General features: G+C 70.3%; 23 protein-coding genes. 15 read left to right on the top strand and 8 right to left on the bottom strand.

The window, feature by feature from the left end; translation table 11 throughout:
• Positions 1 to 120: 120 nt before the first annotated feature.
• The 13 genes from aroA to ACSQ2H_RS20875 all read left to right on the top strand — a co-directional run bounded on the left by aroA (position 121) and on the right by ACSQ2H_RS20875 (position 13,086).
• Positions 121 to 1,443, top strand: coding sequence for a 3-phosphoshikimate 1-carboxyvinyltransferase (gene aroA / locus ACSQ2H_RS20935; protein ID WP_436063293.1), 1,323 nt, complete (start codon positions 121 to 123; stop codon positions 1,441 to 1,443).
• Positions 1,440 to 2,090 (top strand): (d)CMP kinase, encoded by a 651-nt coding sequence (gene cmk / locus ACSQ2H_RS20930; RefSeq protein WP_436063292.1) that lies wholly within the window; start codon positions 1,440 to 1,442, stop codon positions 2,088 to 2,090. Before aroA ends, cmk begins: the two co-directional genes overlap by 4 nt.
• Before the next feature lie 191 nt (positions 2,091 to 2,281).
• On the top strand, positions 2,282 to 3,991 hold the full coding sequence (gene rpsA, locus ACSQ2H_RS20925) for a 30S ribosomal protein S1 (RefSeq protein WP_436063291.1): 1,710 nt from the start codon (positions 2,282 to 2,284) through the stop codon (positions 3,989 to 3,991).
• A 172-nt stretch (positions 3,992 to 4,163) separates the two neighbouring features.
• A complete protein-coding gene (locus ACSQ2H_RS20920) occupies positions 4,164 to 6,125 on the top strand; it encodes a DUF3857 domain-containing protein (RefSeq protein WP_436063290.1) in 1,962 nt (653 codons plus the stop codon).
• Positions 6,126 to 6,351: 226 nt separating this feature from the next.
• Positions 6,352 to 6,633: an integration host factor subunit beta gene (locus ACSQ2H_RS20915; RefSeq protein WP_183771142.1), complete on the top strand. Its 282-nt coding sequence runs from the start codon at positions 6,352 to 6,354 to the stop codon at positions 6,631 to 6,633.
• A gap of 82 nt (positions 6,634 to 6,715) precedes the next feature.
• Entirely contained in the window at positions 6,716 to 7,120 is a 405-nt protein-coding gene (gene mscL / locus ACSQ2H_RS20910) for a large-conductance mechanosensitive channel protein MscL (protein ID WP_436063289.1), read from the top strand.
• Positions 7,121 to 7,161: 41 nt separating this feature from the next.
• Positions 7,162 to 7,806 (top strand): phosphoribosylanthranilate isomerase, encoded by a 645-nt coding sequence (locus ACSQ2H_RS20905; RefSeq protein ID WP_436063288.1) that lies wholly within the window; start codon positions 7,162 to 7,164, stop codon positions 7,804 to 7,806.
• Between the two features lie 14 nt (positions 7,807 to 7,820).
• Positions 7,821 to 9,041 (top strand): tryptophan synthase subunit beta, encoded by a 1,221-nt coding sequence (gene trpB, locus ACSQ2H_RS20900; RefSeq protein ID WP_436063287.1) that lies wholly within the window; start codon positions 7,821 to 7,823, stop codon positions 9,039 to 9,041.
• Positions 9,042 to 9,049: 8 nt separating this feature from the next.
• Positions 9,050 to 9,184 (top strand): hypothetical protein, encoded by a 135-nt coding sequence (locus tag ACSQ2H_RS20895; RefSeq protein ID WP_436063286.1) that lies wholly within the window; start codon positions 9,050 to 9,052, stop codon positions 9,182 to 9,184.
• Positions 9,181 to 10,014: a tryptophan synthase subunit alpha gene (gene trpA / locus ACSQ2H_RS20890; RefSeq protein ID WP_436063285.1), complete on the top strand. Its 834-nt coding sequence runs from the start codon at positions 9,181 to 9,183 to the stop codon at positions 10,012 to 10,014. Before ACSQ2H_RS20895 ends, trpA begins: the two co-directional genes overlap by 4 nt.
• A 6-nt stretch (positions 10,015 to 10,020) precedes the next feature.
• Positions 10,021 to 10,950 (top strand): acetyl-CoA carboxylase, carboxyltransferase subunit beta, encoded by a 930-nt coding sequence (gene accD, locus ACSQ2H_RS20885; protein WP_436063284.1) that lies wholly within the window; start codon positions 10,021 to 10,023, stop codon positions 10,948 to 10,950.
• 136 nt (positions 10,951 to 11,086) lie between these two features.
• Positions 11,087 to 12,406, top strand: a complete 1,320-nt coding sequence (locus tag ACSQ2H_RS20880; RefSeq protein WP_436063283.1) for a bifunctional folylpolyglutamate synthase/dihydrofolate synthase — start codon at positions 11,087 to 11,089, stop codon at positions 12,404 to 12,406.
• Entirely contained in the window at positions 12,403 to 13,086 is a 684-nt protein-coding gene (locus tag ACSQ2H_RS20875) for a spermidine synthase (protein WP_436063282.1), read from the top strand. The genes ACSQ2H_RS20880 and ACSQ2H_RS20875 overlap by 4 nt, the downstream gene beginning before the upstream one ends.
• Positions 13,087 to 13,124: 38 nt before the next feature.
• Here the strand turns inward: ACSQ2H_RS20875 and trxA are convergent, their stop codons facing one another.
• From trxA to ACSQ2H_RS20840, 7 genes are all read right to left on the bottom strand, one after another.
• Complete coding sequence (gene trxA / locus ACSQ2H_RS20870) at positions 13,125 to 13,448, bottom strand: thioredoxin (protein WP_183771157.1); 324 nt, start codon at positions 13,446 to 13,448, stop codon at positions 13,125 to 13,127.
• 81 nt (positions 13,449 to 13,529) lie between these two features.
• Positions 13,530 to 17,000: a double-strand break repair helicase AddA gene (addA, locus tag ACSQ2H_RS20865; protein ID WP_436063281.1), complete on the bottom strand. Its 3,471-nt coding sequence runs from the start codon at positions 16,998 to 17,000 to the stop codon at positions 13,530 to 13,532.
• Positions 16,997 to 19,984 (bottom strand): double-strand break repair protein AddB, encoded by a 2,988-nt coding sequence (addB, locus tag ACSQ2H_RS20860; protein WP_436063280.1) that lies wholly within the window; start codon positions 19,982 to 19,984, stop codon positions 16,997 to 16,999. The genes addA and addB overlap by 4 nt, the downstream gene beginning before the upstream one ends.
• Positions 19,985 to 20,204: 220 nt before the next feature.
• Positions 20,205 to 20,915, bottom strand: a complete 711-nt coding sequence (locus ACSQ2H_RS20855; protein ID WP_436063279.1) for a nucleotidyltransferase family protein — start codon at positions 20,913 to 20,915, stop codon at positions 20,205 to 20,207.
• The gene (gene amgK / locus ACSQ2H_RS20850) at positions 20,912 to 22,009 is read right to left on the bottom strand and encodes an N-acetylmuramate/N-acetylglucosamine kinase AmgK (RefSeq protein ID WP_436063278.1); all 1,098 of its coding nucleotides are present in this window, start codon (positions 22,007 to 22,009) and stop codon (positions 20,912 to 20,914) included. The genes ACSQ2H_RS20855 and amgK overlap by 4 nt, the downstream gene beginning before the upstream one ends.
• The gene (gene tsaE, locus ACSQ2H_RS20845) at positions 21,987 to 22,469 is read right to left on the bottom strand and encodes a tRNA (adenosine(37)-N6)-threonylcarbamoyltransferase complex ATPase subunit type 1 TsaE (RefSeq protein WP_436063277.1); all 483 of its coding nucleotides are present in this window, start codon (positions 22,467 to 22,469) and stop codon (positions 21,987 to 21,989) included. Before tsaE ends, amgK begins: the two co-directional genes overlap by 23 nt.
• Positions 22,466 to 23,341 carry a 1-acyl-sn-glycerol-3-phosphate acyltransferase gene (locus ACSQ2H_RS20840; protein WP_436063276.1) on the bottom strand — a complete coding sequence of 292 codons (876 nt, stop codon included), beginning with the start codon at positions 23,339 to 23,341 and terminating at the stop codon, positions 22,466 to 22,468. Before ACSQ2H_RS20840 ends, tsaE begins: the two co-directional genes overlap by 4 nt.
• A 117-nt stretch (positions 23,342 to 23,458) precedes the next feature.
• On the opposite strand from ACSQ2H_RS20840, the gene ACSQ2H_RS20835 reads away from it, so the two are divergent.
• Positions 23,459 to 24,970, top strand: a complete 1,512-nt coding sequence (locus tag ACSQ2H_RS20835; RefSeq protein WP_436063275.1) for a CoA-acylating methylmalonate-semialdehyde dehydrogenase — start codon at positions 23,459 to 23,461, stop codon at positions 24,968 to 24,970.
• A gap of 37 nt (positions 24,971 to 25,007) precedes the next feature.
• Positions 25,008 to 25,649, top strand: a complete 642-nt coding sequence (locus tag ACSQ2H_RS20830; RefSeq protein ID WP_436063274.1) for a hypothetical protein — start codon at positions 25,008 to 25,010, stop codon at positions 25,647 to 25,649.
• Here the strand turns inward: ACSQ2H_RS20830 and ACSQ2H_RS20825 are convergent.
• Positions 25,646 to 25,861, bottom strand: coding sequence for a hypothetical protein (locus ACSQ2H_RS20825; RefSeq protein WP_436063273.1), 216 nt, complete (start codon positions 25,859 to 25,861; stop codon positions 25,646 to 25,648). The two genes, ACSQ2H_RS20830 and ACSQ2H_RS20825, sit on opposite strands and share 4 nt — an antisense overlap.
• Positions 25,862 to 25,916: the final 55 nt, after the last annotated feature.

The raw sequence follows: 25,916 nt of genomic DNA, 5'->3' as shown, positions 1-25,916 counted from the left end.
GGCGTTGCCTCATAGAGAGGTTGGAATTGAAGCCGGCTCCCTTGCCATGGGCAGGGAGCGCTGTCAAAAGCAAACCCCTTTTCGAAAAACAGCAAGGCCTTAAGGAGGCTTGGCAATCCCATGACGTCAGCAGGACTGACCGCGAAACGCGGCGGCCCGCTGCGGGGCCGCGTGCGCGCCCCAGGCGACAAATCGATCTCCCACAGGTCGCTCATTCTTGGCGCGTTGGCGCAGGGGACGACCGAGATCGAAGGGCTTCTCGAAGGGGACGACGTGCTCCGCACGGCCGCGGCGATGCGCAGCTTCGGCGCCAAGGTCGAGCGGCTCGGCGAAGGCCGTTGGCGCGTCGAGGGCGCAGGCGGATTTTCCGAACCCTCGGACGTGATCGACTGCGGCAACGCCGGCACCGGCGTGCGCCTGATCATGGGCGCAATGGCCGGCTTTCCGTTCGCCGCGACCTTCACGGGCGACGAGTCTCTGCGCGGCCGGCCGATGCGCCGGGTGCTGGGGCCGCTGAGCCAGATGGGCGCGAGCTTCATGGGCCGCTCGAACGGCCGCCTGCCGCTGACCTTGCAGGGCGGGGCGCTGAGGCACCTGGCCTACCGTCTGCCCGAGCCGTCGGCGCAGGTGAAGTCAGCGGTGTTGCTGGCCGGGCTGCACGCCGAGGGCGGCGCCCAGGTGATCGAGCCCGAAGCCACCCGCGACCACACCGAGCGGATGCTGCGCGCTTTCGGGGCCGTGGTCGACGTCCAGGACAAGGCCGACGGCCGCTGGATCACCCTGCCGGGCGGCCAGAAGCTGACCGGGACGCATGTGCGGGTGCCGGGCGATCCGTCCTCGGCGGCCTTCCCGCTGGTGGCCGCGCTGGTCACGCCAGGGTCGGAGGTGACGGTCGAGGGCGTGCTGCTGAACGAGCTGCGCACCGGCCTCTTCACGACCCTGCAGGAGATGGGCGGCGACCTGGTGATCTCCAACGAGCGCGAGGAGAGCGGCGAGCAGGTCGGCGACATCACCGCCCGCCATTCGGCGTTGAAGGGCGTGGCGGTGCCGCCGGAGCGGGCGCCGTCGATGATCGACGAGTATCCGATCCTGGCGGTGGCCGCGGCCTTCGCCGACGGTTCGACCTACATGCGCGGCATCGGCGAGATGCGCGTCAAGGAGAGCGACCGGATCGCGCTGATGGCGGCGGGCCTGGCGGCCTGCGGCGTCGGCGTCGAGGAGGAGCCGGAAGGCCTGATCGTGGTCGGCTCGGCCCGCGGCAATCACCCGGTCGCCGGCGGCGCGCGCGTGACCACCAAGGGCGATCACCGGATCGCCATGTCGCACTTGGTCATGGGCCTGGCGTCGGACGAGGCGGTCGCCGTCGACGAGCCCGGCATGATCGCCACCAGCTTCCCCGGCTTCGTGGAGCTGATGCGCGGCATGGGCGCGGAGATCTCGTGAAGACCCCGTTCGTCATCGCGGTCGACGGGCCGGCGGCGTCGGGCAAAGGCACGATCGCCAGCCGTCTGGCCGGCGCCTACGACATGCCGATGCTGGACTCCGGCCTGCTCTACCGGGCGGTCGGGGTGCTGCTGGCGCGGCATGGCGGCGACCTCGACGACGTCGCCGCGGCGACACAGGTCGCGCGCGAGCTGACCGCCGAGATGCTGACCGACCCGGCGTTCCGCACCCGCGACGCCGGCGAGGCCGCGAGCCGCGTAGCGGTCCACCCGCCGGTGCGCGAAGCGCTGCGCGACATGCAGCAGGACTTCGCCCGCCGGCCGGGCGGGGCGGTCATCGACGGACGAGACATCGGCACGGTCATCGCCCCCCAGGCGCCGGCCAAGCTCTATGTCACGGCCGCGCCGGAGGTCCGCGCCGAGCGGCGCTTCAAGCAGTTGCTGGCCCAGGGCGAGGCGGTCGCCTACGAGGACATCCTCGCCGACATCCTCAAGCGGGACGCCCGCGACGGCGGGCGGGCCGACAGCCCGATGCGGCCGGCCGACGACTCCGTCTTGCTGGACACCAGTGAAATGACTATAGAGCAGGCCACCGATGCGGCCCGCCGTATCGTCGAGGCGGCGCGCGCGCGCTGGGAGCTTTCCTAGAGAAAGTTGTCGGCCCGCAAATCCAACCGCGCCCTTCCCTCGCACGGCTGCGGGCAAATCACCGGCGCGGGGTCTCCCGCGTCATCGGTCGCAACCCTCAACCTGACGCCGGGACTCCGTCCGAACTCCGTTCGGCTGGGGCCATGCCCTTTCCGAAGGGAGCCGACGTCATTCAAGACGAAAGAACATCAATGGCTGACGATCTTAGCCTGAACCCCTCGCGTGACGATTTCGCCGCGCTGCTCGACGCCTCGATGGGCGGCCGTGACTTCATGGAAGGCACCGTCGTCAAGGGCGCCGTGGTCGGCATCGAAAAGGACTTCGCGATCATCGACGTCGGTCTGAAGACCGAAGGCCGCGTGTCCGTGAAGGAATTCGGCCTGGGCGAAGACGGCAAGCCGACCCTGAAGGTCGGCGACACTGTCGAAGTCTTCCTGGAACGCGTCGAAAACGCCATGGGCGAAGCGGTCATCAGCCGCGACAAGGCCCGCCGCGAAGAAGCCTGGACCCGTCTGGAAGGCGTCTACGAGAAGAACGAACCGGTCATGGGTTCGATCGTGGGCCGCGTGAAGGGCGGCTTCACCGTCGACCTGGGCGGCGCCTCGGCGTTCCTGCCGGGTTCGCAAGTCGACATCCGCCCGGTGCGCGACGTCGGCCCGCTCATGGGCAAGGAACAGCCCTTCGCCATCCTCAAGATGGACCGTCCGCGCGGCAACATCGTCGTCTCGCGTCGCGCCATCCTGGAAGAAGCCCGCGCCGAACAGCGCACGGAGCTGGTCAGCCAGCTGCAAGAGGGCGAAGTCCGCGAAGGCGTGGTCAAGAACATCACCGACTACGGTGCGTTCGTTGACCTGGGCGGCATCGACGGCCTGCTGCACGTCACCGACATGAGCTGGAAGCGCGTCAACCACCCGAGCCAAGTGCTCGCGGTCGGCGACACCGTGAAGGTCCAGATCGTGAAGATCAATCCGGACACCCAGCGCATCAGCCTCGGCATGAAGCAGCTGCAGTCCGACCCGTGGGACGGCGTCGAAGCCAAGTACCCGGTGGGCGCCAAGTTCACCGGCCGGATCACCAACATCACCGACTACGGCGCCTTCGTGGAGCTGGAGCCGGGCGTCGAAGGTCTGGTCCACGTCTCGGAAATGTCCTGGACCAAGAAGAACGTCCATCCGGGCAAGATCGTCTCGACCTCGCAAGAAGTCGACGTGGTCGTGCTGGACGTCGATCCGTCGAAGCGCCGCGTGTCGCTGGGCCTGAAGCAGGCCATGGCGAACCCGTGGGACGCCTTCGTGGCCGCTCACCCGATCGGCTCGACCGTCGAGGGCGAAGTCAAGAACGCCACCGAGTTCGGCCTGTTCATCGGCCTGGACAACGACATCGACGGCATGGTGCACCTCAGCGACCTCGACTGGTCGGTGCCGGGTGAAGAAGCGATCGCCAAGTACAACAAGGGCGACGTGGTCAAGGCCCGCGTTCTCGACGTCGACGTCGAGAAGGAACGCATCTCGCTGGGCATCAAGCAACTGGCCGGCGATCCGATGGAAGGCGACACCTACCGTCGCGGCCAGACCGTCACCGTGACCGTCACCGAGATCACCACTGGTGGTATCGAAGTGAAGTTCGGCGACGACGAAGCCCCGATGACCGCCTTCATCCGCAAGTCGGACCTGTCGCGCGACCGCGCCGACCAACGTCCGGAGCGCTTCGCCGTGGGTGACCGCGTCGACGCTCAAGTGACCCAGATCGACAAGGCCGCTCGCCGCGTGTCGCTGTCGATCAAGGCGCTGGAAATGGCCGACGAGAAGGAAGCCATCGAGCAGTTCGGGTCTTCGGACTCGGGCGCTTCGCTGGGCGACATCCTCGGCGCGGCCCTTCGCGAGAAGGCCGGCAAGGAATAAGCCTCATAGCCGCATAGCGGTTTGAAGCTGGCGGCGGATCGGGAAACCGATCCGCCGTTTTCTTTTCTGAGGTTGGGGAGCGGGAAACCGGTCCGCCGTTTTCTTTTGCGGGCAGGCCGGTATCGTGCGCGGGCCGGAGCCTGTCGGGCTCGTATCGCCTGGAGGCCCGTGCTTGTTGTTCCGTCTCGCCCTGGCGGCGTCTGTCGCCATGCCGCTCGCCGCCGCTTCGACCGTAGTGCTCGCCGCCGATCGGCCGAGCTTCGGGCCGCCGGCCGCGTGGGTCGCGGTGGCCGAGATACCGCAAGCCCCGCCCGAAGACGGCGCGGCGGCGGTGCAGGTGGTGCTGGACGACAACCAGACGCGGTTCTCGCCGGACGGCGACGCCTACTACAATCGACGCATCTATCGGGTGACGCGCCCCGAGGGGCTGGCCGGCTTCCAGTCGCGCAACGTGACCTGGGATCCCTCCGTGGAGCAGGTGGCCTGGCACAGCCTGCGGATCGTCCGCGACGGCAAGACCGTCGACCTGCTCAAGGGCGGCAAGGACCTGTTGGTGTTGCGCCGCGAGACCAACCTGGAGCGGGCGATGCTGGACGGGCGCATGACCGCCAGCCGCCAGATCGAGGGGCTGCAGGTCGGCGACCTGGTCGACATGGCCTGGACGACCACCCGCCGCGACCCGATCGTCGAAGGCCGCTCCTATGACTACGAGCGCATGCAGTTTCCGGGCGCAGCCGGGCGTTATCGCGTGAGGGTCTCATGGCCGCAGGAGCGCGCGGTGCGCTGGCGTGGGACCGAAGGTTTCGGCGAACCGACCCTGGCCAACAAGGACGGCTGGACGATCCTCGAGAGCGACCTGGCTTTGGCCACCGCGCCGAAGCCGCCGCTCGGCGCGCCGCTGCGGTTCCAGCGGCTGGGCGATCTGGAGGTCTCCAGCTACGGCGCCTGGGCCGACGTCTCGAAGATCATGCACCCGCACTTCGCCAAGGCCGCGACCTTGGGCCCGGGCTCGGAGGTGAATGCCCAGGCCGCCGCCATCGCGGCCGCGCAGAAGTCTCCCAAGGACCGCGCCTTCGCGGCGCTCAAGCTGGTCGAGGACCAGACCCGCTATCTGTTCCTCGGCATGGGCGAGGGCGGCTATGTCCCGGCCTCGGCGGAGGAGACCTGGCAGCGGCGGTTCGGCGACTGCAAAGGCAAGACCGTGCTGCTGCTGGCGCTGCTGAAGGAGTTGGGGATCGAGGCCGAGCCGGCGCTGGTGTCGCTGGGCGGCGGGGACGGGATGGACGAGCGGCTGCCCTCGCTGTCGGCCTTCAATCACGTGCTGGTACGCGCCAGGATCGATGGCAAGACCTACTGGCTGGACGGCACGCGCACCGGCAACCGCGGTGGAATCGACGTTCTGCCGGCCCCTGGTTGGCGCTGGGCGTTGCCGCTGCGCGCGGACGGCGCGACCCTCGAGCGCGTCGCCGAGGCGCCGCCGGCCCTGCCGCAGATCGTCTCTGTGATTCACCTCGACGCCTCCAAGGGGTTGTCGGAAGCCGCGCCGGCGCGGGTCGAACTGCGCATGCACGGCGACGCGGCGGCGGGATTCCGGCAGGTCGCGGCGCGGGCGCCCAAGGACGACCTGGAGCGCACCTTCCGGCAGGCGTTCTCCTCGACCTACAGCTGGATCGAGCTGGACAGCGTCACGTGGGACAGCCGGCCTGACGACAACAGCTTCTCGCTGGTGATGACCGGCAAGGCCGAGGTCGACTGGCGCGAGAACCCCGACCTCGGGGTGCGTGAGTTCAAGCTGCCCGGCGCCGGGGGCGGCGTGGCCGCCTATCCGCGGCGCGAGCCCGGCCCCAACCGCGATGCGCCCTATGCGGTCGCCTATCCGACCTTCCGCGAGTCGGTGACCGAGGTCGTGCTGCCGGACGGCGGACGCGGCTTTACGATCCGCGGTCCGAACGGCGATCAGTCCATCGGCGGCTACGAGGTGAAGCAGTCTTCGGCGATCGCCGGGCAGGTGGCGCGGTTCTCGACCCAGGTCCGTTCGCTGACGCCCGAGATTCCGGCTGGCGAAATCGAGACGGCGAATCGCGGACTGCGGGCCCTCGCCGCCCAGGAATACTTCGTGCGGGCGCCCAAATGACGTCGCGTGACACTTACCATGCGTCACCTGACGGTTGAAAAACCGGCGAACGGGCGTGGTGCAAGGGGCGTGAACCTTCTTTGCGCCTTGAACATCCAATCGGACTCGACCATGGTCCCGCTCGCTTCCAGCGATTTCTTGCGAGGCGCGCCGTCTGGCGAAGTTGTTGCTCCTAGTTGAAAGCCTATGAGCCGTCTCCCCACGGCTCGGGGACCCGGAAATAGGCATGATCAAGTCGGAACTTATCGCCCGCTTGTCGGAGGAAAACCCGCACCTGACCCAACGCGACGTCGAGCGCGTGGTCGGGGTGATCCTCGAGCGGATGATCCAAGCTTTGGAATCGGACGGCCGCGTCGAGCTGCGCGGCTTCGGAGCGCTTTCCGTCCGTTCGCGCGACGCCCGCGCCGGCCGCAACCCGCGCACCGGCGAGTCGGTCGACGTCCGCGCCAAGCATGTGCCGTTCTTCAAGAGCGGCAAGGAACTGCGCGAGCGGCTCAACGCCGACTGATCGCCTCACAGAGGTTTGCAGTTGACCGTAAGGAAGGGCTCAGTCGATCCTGGCCTTTCTTTTCGACGACCAACGGTGATCCATGGGCATCTTCTCTGAATTCCGCGAGTTCATCGCGCGCGGCAATGTCATCGACCTTGCGGTCGGCGTGATCATCGGCGCGTCGTTCAACAAGATCGTCGAAAGCCTGGTCACCCAGGTGGTCATGCCGCCCATCGGCCTGCTGACCGGCGGGCTCGACTTCTCGAAGCTGCAATGGGTGCTCAAGCCGGACGATCCGGCCACCGCCGCCAGCGAACTGGTGGCGATCCAGTACGGCGCCTTCATCAACACCCTGATCCAGTTCCTGATCGTGGCCTGGGTGATCTTCCTGCTGGTCAAGGGCGTGAACAGCCTGCGCCGCAAGCAGGAGGAAGCGCCGGCCGCGCCGAGCGCGAGCGAGGCGCTGCTGACCGAAATCCGCGACCTTCTGAAGACCAAGTCCTGATCCGGCTTGGCTTGGCGCGCCGGCGGGTCTAACTGCGGCCCATGACCGTGCGCGCCAAGATCTGCGGACTTTCGACGCCTGAGACCGTGCGCGCGGCCGCCGACGGCGGCGCCAGCCACATCGGTCTCAACTTCTTTCCCAAGAGCCCACGCTATGTCGAGCTCGAGCCGGCCGAGATCCTCGCCCGGCCGGCGCGGGCCCGCGGGGTGAAGATCGTGGCGGTGACGGTCGACCCTGACGACGCCATGCTCGACCGGCTGATGGCGATCCTGAAGCCCGACCTGATCCAGCTGCACGGTAAGGAGACCCCGGCCCGCGCGCATCAGGTCGCCGAACGCACCGGCGTGGGGATCGTCAAGGCGCTGTCGATCTCGGACGCTTCGGACGTCAGCGCCGCCACCGCGTTCGAGCCGGTGGTCGAGCACCTGATGTTCGACGCCAAGCCGCCGAAGGACTCCGAACTGCCGGGCGGCACCGGCGCGCGCTTCGACTGGACGATCATGGCCGGGCGGCGCTTCCAGCGACCCTGGCTGCTGGCCGGCGGGCTCGATCCGTGGAACGTGAGCGAGGCGATCAGGCTGTCGGGCGCGCCGCTTGTGGACGTTTCTTCTGGCGTGGAACGCGGTCCCGGACTAAAGGACCCGGCTCTGATCTCGGCGTTTCTGGACGCCGTCCGCCGCGCTTGAAGTTGCAGATTCCTGTGAACGCCCCAGCGAAACCGAACGACTACACCGCCTATCCGGACGCGTCCGGCCGCTTCGGCGACTACGGCGGACGCTATGTCCCCGAGACGCTGATGCCGCTGGTCCACGACCTGGACGCGGCCTACACGGCGGCCAAGAACGATCCGGCCTTCCAGGCCGAGCTGCGCAGCTTCCTGACCCACTATGTCGGCCGGCCGAGCCCGCTCTACTTCGCGGAGCGGCTGACGAAGCACTACGGCGGCGCGAAGATCTATCTGAAGCGCGAAGAGCTGAACCACACCGGCTCGCACAAGATCAACAACTGCATGGGCCAGATCCTGCTGGCCATGCGGATGGGCAAGACCCGGATCATCGCCGAGACCGGCGCCGGCCAGCACGGCGTGGCCACGGCGACCGTCTGCGCCCGCTTCGGCCTGCCCTGCGTGGTCTATATGGGCGCGGTCGACGTCGAGCGACAGAAGCCGAACGTCTTCCGGATGAACCTCCTGGGCGCCCAGGTCGAGGCGGTCACCGCCGGTTCGGCGACTTTGAAGGACGCCATGAACGAGGCCCTGCGCGACTGGGTCACCAACGTTCACGACACCTATTATCTGATCGGCACGGCGGCGGGCATGCACCCGTACCCGGCCATGGTCCGCGACTTCCAGGCCGTGATCGGCAATGAGGTGAAGCAGCAGATCCTGGAACTGGAAGGCCGCTTGCCCGACGCGGTGGTCGCTTGCGTCGGCGGCGGGTCGAACGCCATCGGCCTGTTCCATCCGTTCCTGAACGACGAAGGCGTGCAGCTTATCGGCGTCGAAGCGGCGGGCGAGGGCATGGACACCGGCCGTCACGCGGCGGCGATCAACGGCGGCCGTCCCGGCGTCCTGCACGGCAACATGACCTATCTGCTGCAGGATGACGAAGGCCAGATCACCGAGGCGCACTCGATCTCGGCCGGCCTCGACTATCCTGGCATCGGGCCGGAGCACTCGTGGCTGCACGACGTCGGCCGGGCCAAGTACCTGACCTGCACCGACCAGGAGGCGCTGGACGCCTTCAAGCTGCTGGCCGAGCTGGAAGGCATCCTGCCGGCGATCGAGTCTTCGCACGCCCTGGCCCGACTGCCGGACGTGGTGAAGGACGTCGGCAAGGACGGCATCGTGGTGCTGAACCTGTCCGGGCGCGGCGACAAGGACGTGCAGACCGTCGCCGACCACCTGGGCCGCCAGATTTGACCGCGTCGATGGATCGGCTGAAGTTCGCCCTGCAGATCGTCGCCGCCGTGGCGCTGCTGCTGGGCGCCGCCTGGGCGACCGGCGTCGTCAAGGTGAACGTCGAACGCGATCCGACCCCCACGGTGCACAGGGCGTCCCAATGACCAAAGCTCGTATCGAGGCCCGCTTCGCCCAGCTGAAGGCGGAGAACCGGGCGGCGTTCGTCGCCTATGTGATGGCCGGCGATCCCGACTATGCGACCGGCCTGGAGATCTTGCAGGGTCTGCCCGCGGCGGGCGCGGACCTGATCGAGGTGGGTTACCCGTTCTCCGATCCGATGGCCGAAGGCCCGCCGATCCAGCGCGCCGCCCAGCGAGCGCTGGCCAAAGGCCAGACCCTCAAGAAGACCCTGGCGATGGTCGCCGAGTTCCGGAAGACCGACCAGACGACGCCGATCATCATGATGGGCTACGCCAATCCGCTGGTGCATCACGGCTATGCGGCGTTCGCGCGCGACGCCGCGGCGGCCGGGGTCGACGGCTTGATCTGCGTCGACATCCCGCCGGAAGAGGCCGATCCGCTGGCCGACGCCCTGGACGCAAGCGAGCTGTCGCTGATCCGGCTGGCGACGCCGACCAGCGACGACAAGCGGCTGCCGGTGGTGATCCGTCGGACCTCGGGCTTCGTCTATTATGTCTCGGTCGCCGGGGTGACCGGCGTGAAAGAAGCGGACGCCGCCGCCGTGGCCCCGAACGTCGAGCGCATCCGCGCCGCGTCGGGCCTGCCGGTGGCGGTCGGATTTGGAATCAAGACGCCCGAGCGCGCCGCCGAGATCGCCCGCGTGGCGGACGCGGCGGTGGTCGGTTCGGCGCTTGTCGAAGAGGTCGCAACAGGCTTGGCAATGAACGAATCTGTGACCGCCCGGGTTCTTTCCAAAGTAGAATCCTTGGCTAAGGCTGTGCGCTCCGCGCGAGTCGAAAGCCTCACGGTGTAGAACCCCATGGCGATGGCTGAACAGCGAAACGACAAACCGGGCAAAGGCCCGCAAGCGCCCCGCGAACGTCGCGGCTGGCTGTCCCGGATTGCGCCCGGCGTGCGCAATCTGGTCGCCAAGCGCGAGACCCCGGAAAACCTCTGGGTCAAGTGCCCGGACACCGGCGAGATGATCTATCGCTCGGATCTGGAGACGGCCCTGTGGGTCACTCCGTCCGGCCACCACATGCGGATCGGCGCCGAGCAGCGCCTGCGCTACACCTTCGACGACGGCCAGTACGAGAAGCTGGAAGCGCCGAAGGGCGTGGTCGACGATCCGCTGAAGTTCCCCGACACCAAGCCCTACATGGAACGCCTGAAGGCGGCCCGGAAGGCGAGCGGCGCGCAGGACGCGATGAGCTCGGGCTACGGGACCATCGAGGGCGTGCCCTGCGTCGTCTCGGTGCAGGACTTCAGCTTCATGGGCGGTTCGCTCAGCGTCGGCGTCGGCGAGGCCTTCATCAAGGCCGCGCAGGAAGCCGTGAAGCGCGGCGTGCCCTACGTGATCTTCACCGCCGCCGGCGGCGCGCGCATGCAGGAGGGCACGCTGGCCCTGATGCAGATGGCCCGCACCACCCTGGCGCTGAACGAGGTGAAGGCCGCCGGCCTGCCCTACATCGTGGTGCTGACCGACCCGACCACGGGCGGGGTCTCGGCCTCGTACGCGATGCTCGGCGACATCCACCTGGCCGAACCGAACGCCATGGTCGCCTTCGCCGGCCGCCGGGTGATCGAGCAGACCATCCGCGAGACGCTGCCGCCGGGTTTCCAGCGCGCCGAGTTCCTGGTCGAACGCGGCCAGATCGACCGGGTGGTGACCCGCGCCGAGATGCGGCCGGTGCTGGGCTCGCTGCTCAAGACCCTGATGATGGGACGCGACCGTTCGAAAGCCGCCTAGGCCTTGCCATTGCGCCCCCTTTGGGGGAGCTGTCAGCGAAGCTGACTGAGGGGGACTTTGACTTCGAGCGTTGCGGCGGCTGCGGCCCCCTTCACCACTTCGTGGTCCCCCTCCCCCAGTGGGGGAGGAACTAGACATGTATGATCCCATCCGTGCTTCGGACGAGGCGATCCTGCGGCTGCGGGCGCACCATCCCTCGCTGATCGACCTGACGACCGGCCGCGTCGAGCGGCTGCTGGCCGCGCTGGGCCATCCCGAGCGCCAGCTGCCGCCGGTGATCCATGTCGCGGGCACCAACGGCAAGGGCTCGACGGTGTCGTACCTGCGGGCGATCGCCGAGGCGGCGGGCCTGAAGGTCCATGTCATCACCTCGCCGCACCTGGTGCGGTTCGCCGAACGGATCCGGGTGGCGGGCGAGCTGATCAGCGACGCGCGGATGAGCGAGCTGATCGACAAGCTCGAGGCGGCCAACGCCGGCGAGCCGATCAGCTTCTTCGAGATCACCACGGTGCTGGCGATCCGGGCCTTCGCCGAGACGCCGGCCGATCTCTGCATCGTCGAGGTGGGCCTGGGCGGCCGGTTCGACGCCACCAACATCTTCGACGCCCCCGCCGTCAGCGTGATCACGCCGGTCGACTACGACCACCTGGAGATGCTGGGGCCGGAGCTTTCCAAGATCGCCTGGGAGAAGGCCGGGATCATCAAGCAGGGCCGCCCCGTCGTGGTCGCCCGGCAGATGGAGGAGGGCGAGGCCGTCATCCTCGACGAGGCCGAGAAGCTCGCCGCGCCGGTCACCCTGATGGGCCGCGACTTCGATGCCTGGGAAGAGCGCGGCCGGCTGCTGGTGCAGATGCCCGACCAGCTCTACGACCTGCCGGCGCCCAGCCTGTTCGGCGGCTATCAGTTCGCCAACGCCGGCCTGGCCGTGGCTGCGGCCTTGGCGCTGGACGATCCGCGCATCGACGAGGCGGCGCTGGCCAAGGGAGTCTCCAGCGCCGTCTGGCCGGCGCGCTTCCAGCGGCTGACCGAGGGGCCGATGGCGCGGCTGGCGGCCGAGCGCGGCTCTGACCTGTGGCTGGACGGCGGGCACAATCCGCACGCGGGCCGCGCCCTGGCCGAGGCGGCCGGGCGGCTGACAGCGCGCGATCCGCGGCCGCTGGTGCTGGTCGCCGCGATGTTCGCCCGCAAGGACGCCCTGGGCTTCTTCCAGCCGTTCGCCGACCTCAAGCCGACCGTGTTCGCCACCACCTTCGATTCGCCCAATGCGGCGCCGGCCGACGAACTGGCCGCCGCCGCCGCCCAGGCCGGCCTGGCCGTGGATGAGGTCGCCGACGTCGAGGCGGGCGTCCGCCGCGCCCTGGCCATGCCGGGGCCTGCGCCGCACATCCTGATCTGCGGCGGGCTGCACTTCGCCGGCGAGGTGCTGGCCATGAGCCCCGAGACCTGGCCGACATGATCCCGTGGCTTCACCTCGGAACCGCGGTCGTGCCGGGCGATGGCGGCGAACTGCGGCTGATGCAGCGCGGGACCGAGTTCTCGATCATGTCGGGCGCCATCGAATTGATGAGCAGCCGGCTCAGCGGCTCGGAAAAGGCGCTGGCCACCCTGGCCTGCGATCGCCTCAAGGACCGTCCCCGGCCGCACTTCCTGATCGGCGGCTTCGGCATGGGCTTCACCCTGCGCGCGGCCCTGGAGAACCTGGGCCCGTCGGCACAGGTGACGGTCGGCGAACTGGTGCCCGAGATCATCGACTGGGCGCGTGGGCCGATGGCCGACCTGTCGGGCGAGTGCCTGAAGGACCCGCGCCTGACGATCGCGCTTGGGGATGTGGGCGACCTGATCCGCGCGGGCCGAGAGAGCTACGACGCCATTCTGCTGGACGTCGACAACGGTCCGGAAGGCCTGAGCCGGGCGGAGAACGACAGGCTCTACAACGATGGTGGTCTGGCCGCGGCGCGCCGCGCTCTGCGGCCGGGCGGGATCCTGGCCGTCTGGTCGTCGGCCCGCGACGAGCGCTTCACCAAGCGCCTGCGCAAGGCGGGCTACGATGTCGAGGAAGTCGGGGTGCGCGCCACGGGCGGCAAGCGCGGCGCGCGGCACGTCATCTGGATGGCGACCGCGCCCGCGAAAGGCTGACGCAGCCGGACCCGCGGGGCCCGGCTGCGCAGAGGCAGTCAGATGCCGGCTTCGTTAAGCCACTCGACGATCTTCTGCTTGGGCATGGCGCCGACCTTCATCGACGCCATCTGGCCGCCCTTGAACAGCATCATCGTCGGGATGCCGCGCACGCCGTAGCGCGACGGAGTCGTCGGGCTGTCTTCGATATTCAGCTTGGCCACGGTGACCTGCTCGCCGAGTTCGGCGGCGATCTGCTCCAGGGCCGGAGCGATTTGCTTGCAGGGGCCGCACCACTCGGCCCAAAAGTCCACCAGCACAGGCTTGGAGGCCTGCAGAACGTCCTTGTCGAAGGATTCGTCGGTGACCGTCACGGTGCTCATGAAAAGCTCCTTATAGCCCAGCCTGAAAAACGCGTGGCTGCGGCTCTCGATCCGCCGATGTAGGCGGGCATGGCCCTGGTATCAACCTTCACGATGGAGGTCGGCAAGGGTCTGACGCCACAGGTTTTCTGGAACCGCCATCAGCTTCGGGCCATCGGTCCAGACCAGGGCCGCCTCGATGCACCGGCCTTCGAAGATGTCCTCCAGCACCGCGGCGTAGATCGCCATCTGCCGCAGATAGGCGCGGTCGGCGTCCTCGATGCGGTCGGGCGAGGGGCGGTTGGTCTTGAAATCCGCCACCAGGACACGGTCTTGCAGCACCACCAGCCGGTCGATGCGCCCGGAAATGGCCAGGCCCGGCGGCAGGCCGCGGGCGGTCCCGGCGACCGAGACCTCGGCCCGGCTGCCGGGCCCGAACACCTCGGCGAAGCGGGCGTCGGTGAGCACGCCTAGGGCTGCGGCGGTCATCTCGGCGCGCTGCGCGTCGGTCAGATCACGTTCGCGCGAGAGGATGCGGCCGGCGGCGGCTTCGCGCTCCGCGGGCGGCAGATCGGGCAGGATCTGCAGCAGCCGGTGAATCAGGTCGCCGCGCCGGAAGCGCCCCAGACCCTCGGTGCGGATCAGCGGCGAGGTGGCGGGCGTGGCCACGTCCTCGCCGAGCTGCGAGGGCGAGGCGTAGCGGGCGAAGGCCTCGGCGGGCGGGGCGATCTGGGCCCACGCCGGCAGCGGCGCGACAACTTCGCTGTGCGCCTGGGCGCGGCCGAGCGGGACCGGATCGGGGCCGAAGCGCACGAACTCCCGGCCGCCGCCGACGATGGTGCGCTTGTCGCCGCCGACGTCGGCGTGGTCGAAGGCGGCGACCGCCGCTCCCCACCAGCCCTTGATGTTCTCTTCCTTGGCGGTGGCCGACACCCGGCCGCAGAGCACGAGGCGATCGCGGGCGCGGGTCAGGGCGACATAGAGCAGGCGCGCGGCCTCCTCCTCGTCCTTGCGGGCGCGCCATTCGCGGGCTTCGAGCGAGGCGGCGCAGTCGGTCCCCTTCGACGCGCTCCAGAGGAAACCGCCCTGCGGCGTGCGCATCAGCGGCGAGCCGCGGGCGGTGCGACCCAGCGTCGTCTCCGGCAGGAAGACGATCGGCGCCTCCAGGCCCTTGGCGCCGTGCGCGGTCATCACCCGCACCTCGTCGCGGCCGGCTTCCATCTCGCGCTTGACGGTGATGTCGAGGCTGGCGAGCGCGGCGGCCAGGCTCTCAAGGTCCTCGACCCCGCGGCCCTCGGCGGCCAGCACCTGGGCTAGGAATTCGTCGAGCGCGTCCTCGGCCTCGGCGCCCAGCCGTTCCATCAGCCGTCGACGCATCGAGCGGCCGCCCTCGTCGCGCAGGGCCAGCAGCCGCGAATAGAACTCGAATGGGCGGGCGGCGCGGTTGGCGACCAGCCATTCAACGAGGTCGGCGGCCGCGGCCCACTGGGGCGTCTCCTCCCGCCGACGGCGCAGCAGGGCGGCGAGGTTCTCCCGCCCCCGCCCATGGGCCAGAGCGTAGAGGCTGTCGTCCGAGAGATCGCAGAACGGGCTGCGCAGCAGGGACGCCAGGGTCAGCTCGTCGGCGGGGAACTGGGCGAAACGGGCCAGGGCCAGCAGGTCGTCGAAGACGATGTGCTCGCTGAGCGCCAGCCGGTCGGCGCCGGCCACCGGGATCTTGCGATGCTTGAGCGCGCGCAGGATCTCCTCGAACAGCGCCTTGCGGCGGCGGACCAGGATCAGCACGTCGCCGGCGGTGGCCGGGCGCGGCTGGCGGCTGTCCTTGTCGAGCACGGCGTCGCCGCGTTCGATCAGGGCGGCGATCTCGGCGGCGATCTTCTCGGCCAGGCGCTTGTTGGCGCTGGCCTGACCTTCTTCGTCGAGCGGCGCGTCCCAGGCGTCGCGGACATCGCCCTTCTCCTCGCGCTCCAACGGCCAGAGATCGACGCAGCCGGCGTCGGAGCGCACCGCCTGGTGGACGATAGCCTCGGCCTCGACGCGGGGTAGGATGGCGGCGGCGAGCTCGGGCGGGGAGAAGGCGGCGTCGACGAAGCGCAGCACCTGCGGCGTGGAGCGCCAGGAGGTCAGCAGGTCGACGCGCTCGAAGCGGAAGCCGGCGCCGGTGGCGCGCTCGCGGTGGAACTCGAACTCCTGGATCAGCAGCTCGGGCCGCGCGCCCTGGAAGGAGTAGATCGACTGCTTCTCGTCGCCGACCACGAACATGTTGCGGTCGAGCAGGCGTTCGGTGGGCTGGCCGGCGCCGGAGAAGAACTCTTCGGTGAGGGCGCGGACGATTTCCCACTGCTCGGGAGCGGTGTCCTGGGCTTCGTCAACGAGGACATGATCAACCCCTCCGTCGAGCTTGTAGAGCACCCAGGCGGCCATGGGCCGCGAGGCGACGAGATCGCGTGTTTTTTCAATAAGATCGGTGAAGTCCAGCGCGCCGGAGGCGGTCTTCTCGATGGCGTAGGCGGCGAGGTAGGCGCTGGCCAGGATCAGCGCGCCGTGGGTGTCGTGCGCCACCCGCGCGGCGCGGCGGCGTTCGCGGGCGATCTCCAGGCGGTCCTGCTCGGCCAGCAGGAAGAAGCGCAGGTCTTCGCGGACCTTGAGGCCGGCGGTCTTGGCGACCCAGGCGACCGGCGTGCTCTCGCCCTTCTCGGTGAAGAGCGCGGCCAGGGCCTCGTCCAAACCCGCGCCGGGGGCGAGGGCGGCGGCCAGCTTGGCGGAGTTGGTGATGTCGGCCTTGCCGCCCTGGGCCAGCACCTCGACGCAGTCACGCCAGACCGAGCGGTTCATCTCGGCCAGCGCCTGGGCTTCGACCTCGTCGGGATCGGTCGGGGCGTCGAAGTCGCAGACCTGCCAGACGTGCTCGACCACGCCCTGAAGGCCGCCATGGCGGTCGAAATAGGCGCCGAGCGCGCCGCGCTGGCTCTCGAAGGTGGCGAACATGCCCTGGAAGCTCTGGAAGTCGAGGGCGACCGAGAAGCGGGCATAGGCCTGGGCGACCGCGCCCTCGCCGCGCAGGGCGTGACGGGCGACGGCCTTGCGGGCGGCGTCGGCGACCGCGGCGCTGGCGCTGTCGTCCATGACCCGGAAGCCGGGCGAGACGCCGGCCTCCAGCGGGAAGCGGCGCAGCAGCTTTTCGCAGAAGGCGTGGATGGTCTGGATCTTCAGCCCGCCCGGCGTCTCCAGGGCGCTGGCGAACAGGGCGCGGGCCTTCGACAGGCTGCGCGCGTCGTAGGCGTCCGGGGCGCGACCCTCGAGCTTGGCCAGCTCGGCGCGCAGGCTGTCGTCGTCATAGACCGACCAGCCGCCCAGCAGGTGATAGAGCCGGCGCTGCATCTCGGCGGCGGCGGCCTTGGTGTAGGTCACGCAGAGGATGGTCTCGGGCTTGGCCCCAGCCAGCAGCAGGCGGGCCACCCGGTCGATCAGGGTCTTGGTCTTGCCCGAGCCGGCGTTGGCGGTGACGAAGGCCGAGATGGCGGGGTCGGCGGCCAGGCGCTGCGGGTCCCCGGCGGTGATGATCGCGTTCACTCGCCGTCCTCCTCGCCGCTGGTCGACCACTCGAAGACGCGGGCCAGGTGGTCGTAGTCGCTCATGTGCAGCTTCACGAACTGCGGGGCGACGCGCGAGGCGTAGGGGCGGCCGCGGTCGAACTGGTCGATCAGCTTGGCCAGGCCCTCCAGGGCGCGAGCGGCGGCGTCGGCGCTCTCCTCGCCGGCGGCGGCGCGGACCTCCTCGCGGCCGGCGGGCTTGCGGCCGGTGACCTCCAGATAGGTCAGCTCGCCGGGCTCGGCCCGGCCGATGTCGGGGAAGCCGCCGCCGGCCAGGATGGCGGCGGTGAGGGTGAGCTGCGGCGAGAAGCCGGTCTCCACGACCTTCTTCGACGGGGCCTTGCCGGTCTTGTAGTCGAGGATGTGGCCATAGCCGTGGGCGTCGACCTCGATGCGGTCGGCCTTGGCGGTGACGGTGAATGGGCCGGCGAGGGCCTCGATGGTGCGTTCGCCGGCCTTCTCGACGTGGATGGCGCGGCCGTCGGCGCGGCGGCGGGCTTCGAGGTCGGCGACCCAGAGCGCGGCTTCGCGGGCCAGGGCGGCCTCGCGGGCCAGGGCCTCGTGCGGCATGCCGGCCGCTTCCAGCTCGGCGACGTACATCGCTTCGAAGATCGCCGCGGCGTCGGGCGGCAGCTCGCGCGGGTAGTCGAGGGCGAACCGCTCGAAGGCGGCATGGATGGCGGTGCCGCGGGCGCGGGCCTCGACGGCCTCGTCGGGGCGGTCCAGCGGGAAGAGCTTGAGGATGTCGCGGGCCCAGACGCCGTACGGGTCGCGGGTCAGGGCTTCGATGCGGGTGACCGCCATTTTGCGGGGGCGGTCTTCGATCGGCGGCGAGGGAGCCGGGCGCTTGGCGGGCTCGTACTTCTGGGCGGCGTCGAGGGCGCGGGCCCAGTCGAGCACGTCGGGACGGCCGGGCAGCAGTACGCCGGCGCCGCGGGCCAGGGTCTCCAGCCGCCAGAGCCAGCGCGACTTGACCGCCGGGGCGCCCTCGCGGCGTTCGGAGTGCAGCAGGATCACCTCGGGCGCGCAGGCGGCCTGGGCGAAGTCGTGGGCGGCGAGACCGACACGGCGTTCGGGCGGCGGCAGGCCCAGGCGCTCGCGCATCGGCCGCGACAGGAACGGGTCGAGCGGGGCGCCCTGCGGCCAGACGCCTTCCTCCAACCCGGCCACCACCAGCCGGTCGGCGCGGGTCAGGCGCGCCTCGATGGCGCCGAGGATGCGCAGGCGCGGATGGGTCGAACCGCCGGTCCGCACGCTCTCGCCGGCCATCAGCCGCGAGAGCAGGTCGGCGAAGCCGCGGGCGGTGACGTGCGGCAGGCCCTCGGATTCGTCGATCAGCCCGGCCAGCAGCCGGCCGAGCGCCTCGCCGCCGTGGTCGGCCCAGAGGTCGCCGCTGTCGCCGAGCGGATCGGCGGCCAGGGCTTCGAGCGTTTCGGTCAGCCGCCGCGCGGCGTCGGCCGGCGCCTGGTCGGGCGTGTCGATCAGCAGGCGGGCGAGGCCGGCCTGCAGCGTGCGGGCCAGGGCCAGCGCAATCTCGGACTTGCCGAGCCGGGCCTCCAGGGCCGGCCAGGTCGTACAGCGCGGGCCGCGAAGCCCCTCCCGCTCCAGCGCCGCGCGGGCCTCGACGAGATGCTCGGGATCGAGGCCCAGGCGCACGAGCGGATGCTTGAGGATCGCCAACAGGGTGATCGGGTCGAGCGGATCGATGGCGGCCTTGGCGACCAGCCCGGCCAGCACCCCGCCGCCGTAGCCCGACAGCGACAGGCCGGCCGAGGAGTCGGCGGCGACGCCCCAGCGGGCCAGCTTGGCGGCGACGCGGCGGGCCAGGGCCTGGTCGGGGGCGACGAGGGCGGCGGTGCGGCCGGGCGTCTCCAGCGCCTCGCGCAGCAGCAGGGCGGCGGTGGTGGCGGCCTCCTCCTCGGCGCGGGCGGTGACGACGGAAAGGCCGGACAGGCCCTCGGCGATGGCGTCGACGCCGTCCTTGTCGCCCTCGCGGCGCAGGCTCTCGATCACCGACAGCCAGTCGGCGGTGCGCTCGGCCGGGCGCAGGGCCTCGTTGATCACCCGGCGGCGCCAGCGGCCGCGCGAGTCGAGGGTGAAGGAGGCCGGCCACTCCATGACGTCGCGGCGCTCGACCCCGGCGCGGTGCAGCAGGCGGCGCATGGCGCCTTGGGGATGCTGTTCGCCGACCTCGATCCAGGCGCTCTCGGCCAGGCTGTCGTCGAGGCCGGGCAGAACCACGGCGCCCTGCGGCGCGGCGGCGACCACGGCCAGCAGGTCGGCGGTGGCCGGCGCGGTGCCGGTCGAGCCGGCGGCGATCAGCACGCCCTGAGGCGGCCGGTCGGTCCAGGCCTGGGCCAGCTTGCGCAGTAGGGCGACGCGCCGCTGGGAGACGTCGACGAGGCCGAGTTCGGCCAGGCGCGCGGGCCAGGCGACCTGGGCCATCTCCAGGAATTCGCGGCTGATGCGCCAGTGCTCGGCCAGGTCGGCGCCGACCAGCTCGGCCAAGCCGTCGCCGCTGACCTCCTCGATCTGCAGGCTGTCCAGGAACGAGCCGAGCGCGTCGGCCAGCTCCAGGGCGGCGGAGGCGTCGAGCTCGCGGCCGAGCTGCTTCTCGTGGGTCTTGACCAGGCGGGTCAGCTCGAAGCGGCGGCGCAGCGAGCCGATGGCGGCGGGCAGTTCGACGGCCAGGTCGCCCGGCTCGAACGGCGGCTCGCCCTCGTCGAGGTCGCCCAGCGGGCGGATCTGCGGCGGCAGCACGGCCTGGCCGCCGGCCGCGGCGATGAAGGCGTCGGCCAGGGCCCGCGCGCCGCGCCGGGTCGGGGTCAGGATGATCGCCTGCGAGAGCGCGTCCGGGCCGAGCGGGGTCAGGGCGTCATAGAGCCCGGCGGCCAGGTCCTGCACGAACGGCCGGTGGGCGGGGATGTTGAACCAGCGCGGGCCAGGGCGGGTGAAGAGGTTCATGGGGAGTTCTTCTCCTCCCCTGCGAAGCGGGGGAGGGGGACCGCCCGAAGGGAGGTGGAGGGGGCGAGCGGCCGGCGTCGTGTTTGCGGCCGCCCCCTCCACCGGCTGCGCCGGTCCCCCTCCCCTATCAGGATGGGGGAGGAATAGAGCCGGCAGTCCCCCTCAGTCAGCCATGCGGCTGACAGCTCCCCCAGGGGGGGAGCATCTCGGTGTGCGCGCGTCACCGCAGCTTCGCCTCGGTCGCCTCCCGGGCGGCGGGGTCTCCGACGTGCATCCAGAAGCCGTCCATCACCGCGCCATGGAGCCGGCCCAGTTCGGAGAGGCGCCACCAGATCGGGACGATCGAGAAGGCGCCGTCCGGCTCGCCGTCGAGGATCTGCGGCTTGAGGATCTGGAAGCCGACATTGGCGTAGGGCGTCGGCGGCTCGGGCTTGGCTGAGTGGGTCAGGCGGCCGGCCTCGTCCATGAAGAAGCCCTGCGGTCCCTCGAAGCCGATGCCATGGCCGCGGCGGACCAGCAGCAGGCAGAGGTCCATGGCCTCCGGATCCCAGGTCGCCTTGAGGGTTTCCAGGGCCGGGGTCTCGCCCTCGATCCAGAGCGAATCGATGTTGGCGATCAGGATCGGGTCGTCGCCCAGCAGATGGCGGGCGTGCTTGATGCCGCCGCCGGAGTCGAGCAGGGCGTCGCGCTCGTCGGAGATCACGATCTCTATGTCGCGGCGGCCGGCGAGATGGGCTTCCATCTGGTCGGCGAAGTGATGGACGTTGACCACCGCCCGCTCGATCCCGGCCGCCACCAGGCGGTCGAGGACGTGGTCGATCAGCGGCTTGCCGGCGACGGTGACCAGGGCCTTGGGGCGATCATCGGTCAGCGGCCGCATGCGGGTGCCGAGACCCGCGGCCAGGACCATGGCGGTCTTGATCTGGCTCATCGGCGGGCCTGCGCTGGGACGTGGCGGTCGAACCAGGCCTGGAGGCCGGCCATCGACTGGTCGGTCAGGTTGCGTTCGAGGTAGCGCCAGGTGCGGGGCATGAAGGCCTCGTACTGGCTGCGGCCCAGCAGGGCCTGGCGGGCGAAGACGCGGCCGAGAATGCGGGCGGCGTTGGAGGCGGCCAGGGCGCGGTAGTCGTGGATGAAGGCCTCGCGGTCGAGCGCCGGGCGCGCGGCGAGGAAGCGGTCCAGCATGGCGGCTTCCAGCTCGGGCGAGACGTCGCGGCGGGCGTCCTGCAGCAGGTGGGTCAGGTCCCAGGCCGGGTGGGCGCGCAGGGCGTCCTGGAAGTCGAGCAGGCCGACGCGGGCCGCGCCGCTCCGCTGCGGCAGCCAGAGCAGGTTCTGGGCGTGGTAGTCGCGGTGGGTGAAGACGTTGGCGCCGGCCGCGCCGCGGGCGAACACCGGGGCCCAGAGGGCGTCCCACTCGGCGACCGCCTCGGCCGAGAAGGCCGCGATCTTCGCAAACTGCGGCCACCATTCGAGGAAGGTGTCGGTTCCGACCTTGAGCGCCAGGGCGTCGTAGGTCAGCAGCGGCCAATCGGCCCCGTCGGCGACGAGGACGTCAGGCGGCGTGGTTTCCTGCAGCTGGATCTGGACGTCGACGGCGGCTTCGTAGAGCGGGGTTTCGGGCTGGCCGTCGGCGATCAGGGTGGCGAACAGGCCATCGCCCAGGTCTTCCAGCACGGCCAGGCCGGCCTCGACGTCATGGGCGAGGATCTGCGGGGCCGACAGGCCGTGATCGCGCAGCCAGGCGGCGGTGGTGACGAAGGCGGCGACCGAGCCGGCGGCCAGGCGCGCGGCGGCGTTGTAGCCCATGGCCAGGCGCTCGGCCTCGCTGGCGCCGCGCGGGCAGACGGCGCTTTCGGCGGCCGGCGGCTGGTCCATGAAGATCACGGTCGAGCCGTCGGCGCGGTGTAGGCGCTCATAGGCGCGCGTCGAGGCGTCGCCGGCCAGCAGCTCGCGGCGGGCGTCAGCCAGACCCGCGGCCCTCAGGAACTCGGCCTTGCGGCCGTCACGGTCGGAATTCAAGTCCACGTCCTTCCCAGGCGCCCGCGGGAATCAGCCGCGCGCGCCGCGCCTCCCCGCCGTCCGGCGACTCATCGACGACGATCTCTACATCAAGTCGGTCGGGGGGGAGATGGCCCTCCAGGCGCTCGGGCCACTCGATCACCGCCGCGCCGTCCTCGAGCGCTTCGTCCAGGCCGATTTCATACGCCTCGTCGGCCGAGGTGAGACGGTAGAGATCGAAGTGAGCGACCTTCAGTCGCGCGCCTTCGTAGAACTGCACGATGGTGAAGGTCGGGCTCGGGACGTCCTCGGTCGGTGTGGTCAGGGTGCGGACCAGGGCGCGGGCCAGGGTCGATTTGCCGGCCCCCAGTGGACCGGTCAGGCAGATCGCCTCGCCGGGCTTCAGCTCGGCGGCGATGGCCGCGCCGAGCCGCCCGGTCGCGGCCTCGTCGTCGAGACGGAAGTCGCCTTCGGCCGGGGTGATCATGCGAACGGCCTTTCGGGATGCTGCGGCAGGGTGCGGACATAGGCCTTCAGGGCCTCGGTCGCGGCGACCGCGTCAGGATCGAGCGCCTCGGGCGCCACCGGCGGGGCGAGGATCAGCGAGAATTCCTGCCCACGCTTGTTCAGCAGCTCGTGGAACAGGGTGATGTCGCGCAGCTCGTTGGAGAAGCGGTTGAAGAAGTGGAACAGGGTCGAGGACGGGCCGTCGAGGTGCATAGGGATCACCGGCGCCTGGTACTTGCGGGCCAGCGAGATGGCGCTGGGCATCCATTCCGGATCGCTGAGCACGCCGCCGGGGCCGCGACGGGCCAGGCGCCCGGCCGGGAAAATCATCAGCGCGCGCTCGGCCTCCATCGCCTCGCGGGTCAGCTGCAGGGTCAGGCGGGTGCGCTCGCGCGTGCGCTTTTCCTCGACCCACTCGACCGGGATCAGCACCTCGTCGAAGTGCGGCGCGACGCGATGGGCGTCGGAGTTGGCGTAGAAGCAGATGTCCGGGCGCAGGCCCTTGAGCGCGTCGTACACCGCGACGCCGTCGGCGATGCCGGTCGGGTGGTTGCAGATGAAGATCGCCCGGCCCCTGGGCGGGACGTGCTCCAGGCCGCGGGCCTGAACCTTCACGCTGAGCAGGTCGGAGACGTAGTCGAGCGCGGCGCGGCCGGGCATCGGCGCGATGGCGTCGGCCATGGCCCGGGCCTTGCCGTAGTCGAGGATCCTGTAGAGCGCCGGCCGGAGCAGCGGCCACAGCGGGCCCCCCGACAGCCGCGGCGCCCGTTCGGCGATCAGGGTGTCGACGATATGGTCGTGATAGGCGCTGCGCGCGGGCAGGGCGGTCGCGGTGGGCGAAAGGCTCGTCATCGGACGCGCAGAATGCGACGGCCCGCCGCACCGGAGCAAGCGGAGGGCGAAAAACACCGACCTGCTCACGTTGGGTGACGTCTACCCAGGCCCGTTCGGAGGGCATACAACGCCGGTATGCGTGACATCCAACACTTCATCTCCGGTGCGGCTCAGCCTGGCGTGTCCGGGCGGTTCGGCGAGGTTTTCGACCCCAACACCGGCGAGGTGCAGGCAAAAGTCGCCCTGGCGACCGCCGCCGAGCTCGACGCCGCGGTGCAGGCCGCGCTGAAGGCGCAGCCGGCCTGGGCGGCGACCAATCCGCAGCGCCGCGCGCGGGTGATGTTCGAGTTCAAGCGCCTGGTCGAGGCGCGGATGGACGAGATGGCCGGCCTGCTGTCGTCCGAGCACGGCAAGGTGATCGCCGACTCCAAGGGCGACATCCAGCGGGGGCTGGAGGTGATCGAGTTCGCCTGCGGCATCCCGCATGTGCTGAAGGGCGAGTACACCGAGGGCGCGGGGCCCGGCATCGACGTCTATTCGATGCGCCAGCCGCTGGGCGTAGCGGCGGGGATCACTCCGTTCAACTTCCCGGCCATGATCCCGATGTGGATGTTCGGGATCGCCGTCGCGGTGGGCAACACCTTCATCCTCAAGCCGTCGGAGAAGGACCCGAGCGTGCCGGTGCGGCTGGCCGAGCTGTTCATGGAGGCCGGGGCCAACCTGGGCATGGACCTGGCCGGGGTGTTGAACGTGGTGCACGGCGACAAGGTCGCGGTCGACGCGATCCTGACCCACCCGGCGATCGCCGCGGTCAGCTTCGTCGGCTCGTCGGACATCGCCTCCTACGTCTATTCGACCGGCACCGCGCACGGGAAGCGCGTGCAGGCGATGGGCGGCGCCAAGAACCACGGCATCGTCATGCCCGACGCCGACCTCGATCAGACGGTCAAGGACCTGGTCGGCGCGGCCTATGGCTCGGCCGGCGAGCGCTGCATGGCGCTGCCGGTGGTGGTCCCGGTCGGAGCCAAGACCGCCGATGCGATCCGCGAGCGGGTGCTGGCCGAGCTGGAGACGCTGAAGGTCGGGGTCTCGAGCGACGCGGCGGCCCAGTACGGGCCGGTGGTCAGCGCCGCGCACCGCCAGAAGATCTCCGACTACATCCAGATCGGGGTCGACGAGGGCGCCGAGCTGGTGGTCGACGGCCGTGGGTTCGCGCTGCAGGGCTTCGAGAAGGGCTTCTTCATCGGGCCGAGCCTGTTCGACCAGGTCAAGCCGACCATGAAGACCTATCAGGAGGAGATCTTCGGCCCGGTGCTGCAGATCGTCCGCGCCGAGAGCTTCGAGGAGGCGCTGGCCCTGCCCAGCGCGCACCAGTACGGCAACGGGGTGGCGATCTTCACCCGCAACGGCCGCGCCGCGCGCGAGTTCGCGGCCCGGGTCAACGTCGGGATGGTTGGGATCAACGTGCCGATCCCGGTGCCGGTCGCCTATCACACCTTCGGCGGCTGGAAGCGCAGCGCGTTCGGCGACGTGAACCAGCACGGCGTCGAGGGCGTGAAGTTCTACACCAAGATCAAGACGATCACCGCCCGCTGGCCCGAGGGCATGACCGAGGACAGCGCCTTCGTCATTCCCACCATGCGGTGATGGAACTACTCTGCCGCGAGTGTGCGGTGGAGGTTCGATGAAGCGGTTCCAGCTGTGGGCGATCCTCGTCCTGGTCCTCGCCCTGGCGGGGGCCGGCGGCTTTGCGTGGTGGAACTACGACCTGCGCTGGCGGCCGCACACGATCACCAAGCATCAGGACGAGATCGCCAGGATCCTCGAGACCTCGGGCTGGGTGTCGCCGGGCAAGACCGGGCCGAAGCTCTACATGGTGTCGTTCCGCACCTGCCCCGACTGCGTGCGCTTCAAGGCCGAGGAGTTTCCGCTGCTGCAGGCGGCGGGCGTCGACACCCGGGTGATCGAGATCGCGCGGCGCGACGTCAACGGCGTGGCCAAGTCGACGCCGGCCGAGCGGGCGACGATCGCCGAGCTGTGGCTGAACCGCTCGTGGCCGCTGATGGAGCAGTGGGAGGACGTGCCCGCCGAGGCGTGGACCGCTCAGGGCATCGCGCCGGCCGACGGCGACATGGCGCGCACGGCGGTGGTCGAGGCCGGCCGCAAGCTGGTCGACGACCTGACCCCGCTGCTGCGGGCGAACGGCGTCAAGTTCGCCTATCCGACCCTGGTCTGGTGGACCAAGGACGGCAAGATGCGGGCCTGCGCCTGCGAGCGGCGCGAGACCTACCGCTTCGTGCGCAAGGAACTGGGCCTGGCCAGCTAGCTGGCGTAGGGGCGGCCGCTGACGATCTGCTTGCTGCGCACGCGGGTCTTCATGCCGTGCTCGCGGTCGGCGGGATGGCCGTCGGCGCGCCGTCCGAAGCTCTGGCGGCTGGCCTCTTCCTCCAGCTCGTCGGCGCTGTCGAGCTCGAGCTGCGGATCGGTCTCGCCGTCGATGACGGGGTCGGGCGTGGCGTCGCGGGTCTTTCCGGCCATGGCAGGCTCCTCATCTTGGGTGCGACTAGATCAACCGCTCAGGGGCCGGGCCGTT

Source organism: Phenylobacterium sp. LjRoot97 (genome assembly GCF_964254345.1).
Taxonomy (GTDB): domain Bacteria; phylum Pseudomonadota; class Alphaproteobacteria; order Caulobacterales; family Caulobacteraceae; genus Phenylobacterium.
The sequence above is the reverse complement of the archived record's forward strand: the minus strand, read 5'-3'. Positions and strand labels throughout refer to the sequence as shown.